Genomic DNA, 5,312 nt, shown 5'->3' with positions numbered 1-5,312 from the left:
GAAAGGCGGTAGACCATGAAGTCACTGGTACTCATGTTGAGATCGGACGAAGAATTCTCCAGAAATTCGGCGCTGACCCACTCATCGTGAAAGCGATGGAAGCTCATCACGGCGAATATCCGTATGAGACGATTGAATCAATCATCGTACAAACTGCCGATGCGATTTCAGGTGGACGTCCGGGAGCAAGACGGGATTCTGTCGAGAACTACTTGAAACGATTAGGGGACCTTGAAGCTATCGCAAACAGCTTTAAGGGCGTTGAAAAATCATACGCACTCCAAGCGGGACGAGAAATACGAATATTTGTCACCCCAAACGATGTCACTGACGTGGAAGCAAAAACTATGGCTCGGGATATAGCGGTGAGAATAGAAAATGAGCTTCGTTACCCAGGAGAAATCAAGGTAAATGTCATTCGGGAGTCGCGTTCTATCGAATTTGCGAGGTAATTACGAAAGAAAATAAGGAAACGAGCCCGGCACCTTCCAAAGAAGGTGCCGGGCTCTTGCCTTTTCTTACCATTTGTAGCCAGATTTTAGCTACCTTGCATAGAAAAAGCCTTGTAATATAATGGGAAAGTACATTACAGGAAGGAGAAACTCTTATTTCTCCGAAGGAATAACCAAGGTCGATTTTAAAAGCTAGGTAAATAATGAGAACTTGAAAATTTGGATGAAATTCGAGACGCGAGTGAGTGGTGCGACTAAGCTGTAGGAGACCTACTGCGCAGGAGCCCGCGAAGCGAAGCAACGAAGAAGTTCGCCAAATTTGCAAGTTCTACAAAAATATATGAATAAAGCAGGAATAGTTGATGCTGTCCACTCAAAGCTCGGCACCACAAAAGTGCAGGCAGAACAGCTTGTAGACACAATGCTTGATTGCATTGTCAGCTCTCTCAAGAAAGGAGACGAGGTATCTATCGCAGGTCTTGGTATCTTTTCAGTAAAACAGCGAGCAGCAAGACAGGCTCGAAATCCTCGAACTGGGGAATCAATCCAGGTTGCAGCTATGAAAGTTCCAAAATTCCGCGCAGCTAAGGCTCTTAAAGAAGCAGTAAAATAGTCTTCTCAACTGTTTACTCAAGCAAAAAACCGCTCTGTAATTTCTTGGGGCGGTTTTTTGCTTTGCAAAACAAAAGCGACGAGGGTCAAATAGCGAGAAATAATTTTTCAAAATGAGTATAATAAAAGAATGAGTATAGAAAATGCGTCCAGCCAAGGCACACCGACACCCCGAGCGCTTCTTGACGCCCTCCTTGCTCAGTATGAGTATCTGAAGGATGTTCCGGAAAAAGAGCTCGAAAAGATAGGGTATGTCAAAATTACGGGAGAAGGTTCGGTGAGAGTGGTATCGAAAGAAAAATTCGAGAAAGAACAGGCAATACAGAGAGAAAAACTTGAAAAGGCGCCCTTTGATCAGATTCTCGTCTCAACAGAAAAAACAAGAGTGGGACGAGTTCTTCCTGTTGTTGATGCCGAATTAATAGGCAAAGATATTGACGATGTCGAATGGGTAGGACCGGAACTTGATGGATTGTACGGCGGGGATAGTTCCATTCTTTTTTTACAAGAGTATCTTTTATCCAATAAAAGCATTCGACGAAAACTCCTGGAATATTTTCACCTAAATGATCGTACTGATTACCACTATTTTATGGAAGATATCTTCGCGCTCAATGGCATTTCACACCTTACCAGTGACGGAAGAGAAGAACTAGAAAAAACCTGGGAAACTCTTATGGAGCAGGCAAAGAAACGAGTTGCTAATCATGAGCCCGAGGAAGACGAGGATGAGAATGAGGAAGTCGCGGATGAAGATGATGAAGAAGTCTTCCCAAGCGAGGAAACAGAAAAAATGTACGACGAACTTGAGCGCCTTCGCGGCACAATTTCCGATCCGCATTTCTATGAAGAAAGGTTCGCAAACACAGTCACCGACAAATTTGACGGCTGGTTTGAGGACAATGTAAATATAAAAGGCATAGGCATCTTTGAAGTGAGTAAGTACGTTTTCACAACTGCTCTGCGCGAAGACGAGGCTTTCCAGGCGGCTGCACAGGAGCTAGAAAAAGCCACAACCCCAGAAGAAGCCATCTCTGCACTCGCAAAGATACGAATTGAGAAAACCGCGGAAGAAAAACAACTTACGGTCGAAATGCGGACAGCAACTATAGAAGAGAAAAAGGAGAAAAGCGCGAGACTAAAAGCGCTTCGAGAAGAACGTGAACATAAGCTCAAATTCATTTCCGGCATTATGGAGTATTACCATATGCCCAAGCACGCCGCGCGATTTATCGATTTAGTTGTAAAAGATGTTCAAGATAGTTTGAAGCGTGGCGCAAAAAACGAAGAGAGAGTTGTCCTCACGCTTCTTGGAAAACCTGACAAAGAAATGGATAGGGATCCTGGAAAAATAAGCGGGGACTGCACAGCTGGCAAGCCTTTGCCATTTAATAATCCAAAATTACTCCTCTACAATGTGAAAGTGCTTCGTGAAAAGGATCATATTGGTAATATCTATCTTTTGGAGACCACCTTTGCAAAAACAAAAGCTCGCGTTTGGCATCTCGACGCAATTCAAATACCACTCTCGGTAAATTGGCGGGACACCATTCAGTCCCTTTTTGAGGAGCTCAAAAAAAGTGCTCGGGAAAAAAACATCGAAGCAATCACGGTAAACCAACAAGCTGAAAAGATATCAAACTATGATTACATTCAAAAAGCGGTTCTTCGATACTGCACAGAAATGAATGCGAAAAAAGAGCACGTTATTATCCCACAACCAAAGTCACAAGAAGTCGACGAAGAGGACCAAACGAATTCGCCATTTCAGAGCAACGGGGAGGTCTTCAGCATTCCAGTAAAATAAAAACCAGCGGGTTACCTACCCCGCCGGCGTTCGAACTCGTACCCAGAGAGATTGAATGGATTAATCTCCGGCACTTCTATCCCTTCCCTTTCACACTCCTCTCTGAAATCTGCCAGAGCCGATTCAAAATTCTTCTTGGCAATCGCTTCAGCGATTGCCAACTCGACTGCTTCAAAACTGAGACATTCCTTCTTCTCGGCTTTGACTCGCAAAGCCCAAGCCCTCTGGTAGTGCGAGGCGTACCATACAAGCCCCATGAGATCGTGCCAGAGCACCTGACCTTTGTCGTCGAAACAACACTTGTACAGGACGTCCAAGTGGCCGACCTGTCCTTGCGCCATCATGTGGTATCCTCCTTTCCCCCGGCGCTTGGTCTCTGAAGTGCGCTTAGCCGATCTTTTGTCCGGCAATAAGAGCGCGCTCCTCTGGAGTTGCTTTCATTAATTTATCACGTAAAACGCTAGTTAGCAAGTTTAACTCTTTTACCATTTCAGAAACACTTCCCCCGGGAGAAACAAGGTCTCGGGTAGCAAATTCTATGAGCTCTTCGGGCTTCACTCCAGTTTGGATATTGGGTGTCGTCCACTCGCTTTTCCCAGCAGGCGCAGGTGTAGCAGAAAGATTCTCTTCTGCCGTTCTCTTATTTGCTTCAATAATGGAAGCTTGCACAGCCTGAGCGATTTTTGGCAACTCTCTGCCCACTACGCTCGAAAAATGAACGAACTGACCCCAGATCTCTGGAAGAGAAGCTTTCTCAAAATCTTCACGAAGGGTAGTTGGGGGATTCTCCGCTGTTGTCTGACTTGGCATTCCGCTGATAGGCATAAATGTATAGAAATATGTGTAATAGGTAAATTGTATCAAAAGCAGTAAGCTTCGCAACCAAAAATCACTTCGGAATAACCGGCTTCGCGCTTCGCCAAGCCATCTCAAACATGATTTTCGCGAGTAAACAACACTCGCTTGACAAACAAATGCGGATTAGCTTATAGTAAAGCTACAATGAATTATTCAGTATTGAATTCAAAGAAGACCACACGACGCCACAAGATAAAGGCGGCGTTTCATTCGAAGTGGTAAGATAACTCTCTCTGACTTCCTAAGAACCCGCCTTCCGAAAAAAGGGCGGGTTTTTTCTTGGAGAATGCCCCCTCTCTCTGTCGCAATTGCAGAGGGAGGGCAATCTCAAAGAGAGATTGCTCGAACGGCCGAAAGCCGAAAGTTCTTTGTAAGGAGTCATACCCATGTGGCACTCTACACTTAAGGAGAGGACACGAGAGATTGGCCTCGTTTCGCCGAGATACGATTTTCTTCTTGCTCCCCGAGGCTTTCCTGTAAGCCAGAAGGATCTTGAGGAACTCTCCCGGATCGGCAAAACAGCGATGGTCTTTCTCCACAACGCCGATGTCTTTTTCAAAAAGGAATCGGCATCCGGAAGTTCGCAGTGGGCAGGAATGCTCCGGAAGGGAATCCCCCCTCCGTACCTACCGCTCCTGCTTCGCGACGGCCTACCGCAAACCGTAATGATCGATACGATCTGGACGGAAGACGGCTGGCGAATCGTCGAGATCGATGCTGTCAATCGCAATGGTCTCGCGTATCCTCCGGTACTGCGCTATCTTTACGGGGGCATGAAATGCCTCTGGAAAGGAAACGAGCAGGCGTGGAAGGATGCCGGCTTCGAGGGAATGACGCAAGTTATGGGCGAGCAGTACCGTTTCTACGAGCCGTACTATCGCTTCTTCCTCAAGATGATGGGTGGTACTCTCGTCCCGGAATTAAGTATCGAGTCAATGGATGGGCAGTTTTCCGCGGAGTCTCTGCTCGATGTTCCAATCCTTCACCGAAGCGATCCGACCAAGCTCATTGCTCTAGCGGAAAAAGTGAAGATTGGCATTCCTCCAAAGCACCACCTTTCATCGAAAGCGACGCTCGCACTGCCATGGGAGCGGGAAGCGGAATTTTCGGCAGAGATCAAAGAGTTTCTGCCGGAAACAAAGATCATCCACCGCAAGAGCATCTTCCCCAAAGGCGACTTCTTTGTGAAGCACTTCCAAAGCGGTGGAGCGCACGGAACGTTCTTCAATGACCAAGCGAAGCTCGAAGCGGCGCGGGTTAACCGGCCCTTTGCAATCTGGCAGAGAGCGCTGCCTATTGCAAAACGCGAGGTGCAGTTCCTTGATACAGAACAGACCGAGAAAACGGCAGAACTGTACGTCCGTTTTTCCCTCTATGTCGATCTTACGGGAGAAATCGTGGACGCAGATGTGACTGCTTCGGATTCCGTCATTGTCCACGGGGGCCGACAATCGGTTATGACAATTCCTGTGCTAGAGTCATAGACAAGTTCTTTAAGAAATACACTCCGGAAGCAAAGCAACGTTCCGGAGTTTTTCATAAAAAAATGAAAATTATTTTTGATTACAACAGAACACTTTTTG

General features: G+C 46.3%; 6 protein-coding genes. 4 read left to right on the top strand and 2 right to left on the bottom strand.

What is annotated here, in order from left to right; all coding sequences use genetic code 11:
* The 3 genes from PHS53_05120 to PHS53_05110 form a co-directional block, all read left to right on the top strand.
* Nucleotides 1-452: ribonuclease Y (locus PHS53_05120; protein MDD5357492.1), on the top strand; the 452-nt coding region annotated here is incomplete at its 5' end.
* A 340-nt stretch (nucleotides 453-792) separates the two neighbouring features.
* Nucleotides 793-1,065: an HU family DNA-binding protein gene (locus tag PHS53_05115; GenBank protein MDD5357491.1), complete on the top strand. Its 273-nt coding sequence runs from the start codon at nucleotides 793-795 to the stop codon at nucleotides 1,063-1,065.
* A gap of 129 nt (nucleotides 1,066-1,194) precedes the next feature.
* Nucleotides 1,195-2,871 carry a hypothetical protein gene (locus PHS53_05110; protein ID MDD5357490.1) on the top strand — a complete coding sequence of 559 codons (1,677 nt, stop codon included), beginning with the start codon at nucleotides 1,195-1,197 and terminating at the stop codon, nucleotides 2,869-2,871.
* 11 nt (nucleotides 2,872-2,882) lie between these two features.
* On the opposite strand, the gene PHS53_05105 is transcribed toward PHS53_05110, so the two are convergent.
* Nucleotides 2,883-3,215 (bottom strand): hypothetical protein, encoded by a 333-nt coding sequence (locus PHS53_05105; protein ID MDD5357489.1) that lies wholly within the window; start codon nucleotides 3,213-3,215, stop codon nucleotides 2,883-2,885.
* Nucleotides 3,216-3,258: 43 nt separating this feature from the next.
* Nucleotides 3,259-3,696, bottom strand: coding sequence for a hypothetical protein (locus PHS53_05100; GenBank protein MDD5357488.1), 438 nt, complete (start codon nucleotides 3,694-3,696; stop codon nucleotides 3,259-3,261).
* A gap of 419 nt (nucleotides 3,697-4,115) precedes the next feature.
* Here PHS53_05100 and PHS53_05095 point away from each other — a divergent pair, with 419 nt between their 5' ends.
* Nucleotides 4,116-5,213 carry a hypothetical protein gene (locus PHS53_05095; protein MDD5357487.1) on the top strand — a complete coding sequence of 366 codons (1,098 nt, stop codon included), beginning with the start codon at nucleotides 4,116-4,118 and terminating at the stop codon, nucleotides 5,211-5,213.
* The last annotated feature ends 99 nt before the right edge of the window (nucleotides 5,214-5,312 follow it).

This window comes from Candidatus Paceibacterota bacterium (assembly GCA_028714635.1).
Lineage (GTDB): Bacteria > Patescibacteriota > Minisyncoccia > Phycocordibacterales > JAQTLZ01 > JAQTLZ01.
The sequence above is the reverse complement of the archived record's forward strand: the minus strand, read 5'-3'. Positions and strand labels throughout refer to the sequence as shown.